Source organism: Caballeronia sp. LZ003 (assembly GCF_031451465.1).
Lineage (GTDB): Bacteria > Pseudomonadota > Gammaproteobacteria > Burkholderiales > Burkholderiaceae > Caballeronia.
In genome coordinates this window covers 1-835 of record NZ_JARUXJ010000091.1, presented here as the reverse complement: position 1 = coordinate 835, position 835 = coordinate 1, and the positions used below count along the sequence as shown (strand labels likewise).

2 protein-coding genes are annotated in these 835 nt (G+C 59.9%); one reads left to right on the top strand and one right to left on the bottom strand.

The features are described from left to right. On the bottom strand, window positions 1-354 hold a 354-nt coding region (locus QCE79_RS39465; RefSeq protein ID WP_309851700.1), incomplete at its 3' end, for a helix-turn-helix domain-containing protein. 135 nt (window positions 355-489) lie between these two features. Between QCE79_RS39465 and QCE79_RS39460 the strand changes: the two genes are divergently transcribed. Beyond that, window positions 490-835 (top strand): hypothetical protein (locus tag QCE79_RS39460; protein WP_309851698.1); only part of this gene is annotated, 346 nt, incomplete at its 3' end.

The window sequence follows — 835 nt, the reverse complement described above, 5'->3', positions numbered from 1 at the left end:
GCGAGCGCCTTGCGCCTTCGCCACCCATATCAGGTCATCTCCCTCCGCCACTGCAAGCCGGACCAGCTCTCCACTGAACTCGGCAAGGTCATCGAGCAGCGGTTGAGCAGCGTCCGTAATGCCGGTCGCCGCGAGGTAGCTCAGACCGAGGGATGCGAGTTTAACGGTGAGCCGGTACTGCGAGGTATTGGGGTCCTGCTTCACATAGCCCGTTTCCTTTAGATCCGCGAGCAGCCGATGCGCGGCGGTACGTGGTATGCCGAGGCGGTCGCCGACTTCGGACATCGGGAGGCCGTGGACGTGGTGGGAAAGCAACTCGACAATAGCGAGCGCTCGGTCGCGGACGGCAGTCATGTGGGGTTGGCAAGGATGAACGTAGACCCATTCTATCCCATCTGGATTGCTGTTTCATTTGGGCATTCTCGGGTTAACCCCGGAATTGGTTTACTGTTCCATTTGGTAAAGTAAACCACAAACTTGGATGCCGACATGAAGCTAGCCATTGATTCCTACAGTTATCACCGATATTTTGGCGAGGTGTATCCCGCGCTGGAGGAGGATCCGGGCACGCGGATCACGATGGAGGGCTTCGTCAACCGTGCGAAGGCGCTTGGCGTCGATGGCGTCTCGCTCGAATCGTGCTTCCTGCCGACGCCAACGCCCGACGAAATCACCCGTCTGCGCAACCAGCTCGACCGACTCGAACTTGATCGCGTTTGGGCGTGGGGTCATCCGAGTGGCCTGCACTCGGGCGCGGCGCCGGAAGAAGTGGCGGACCTCAAGCGGCATACGGAAATTGCCGCGGCGGTCGGCGCAAAAGTCATGCGCATTTGCT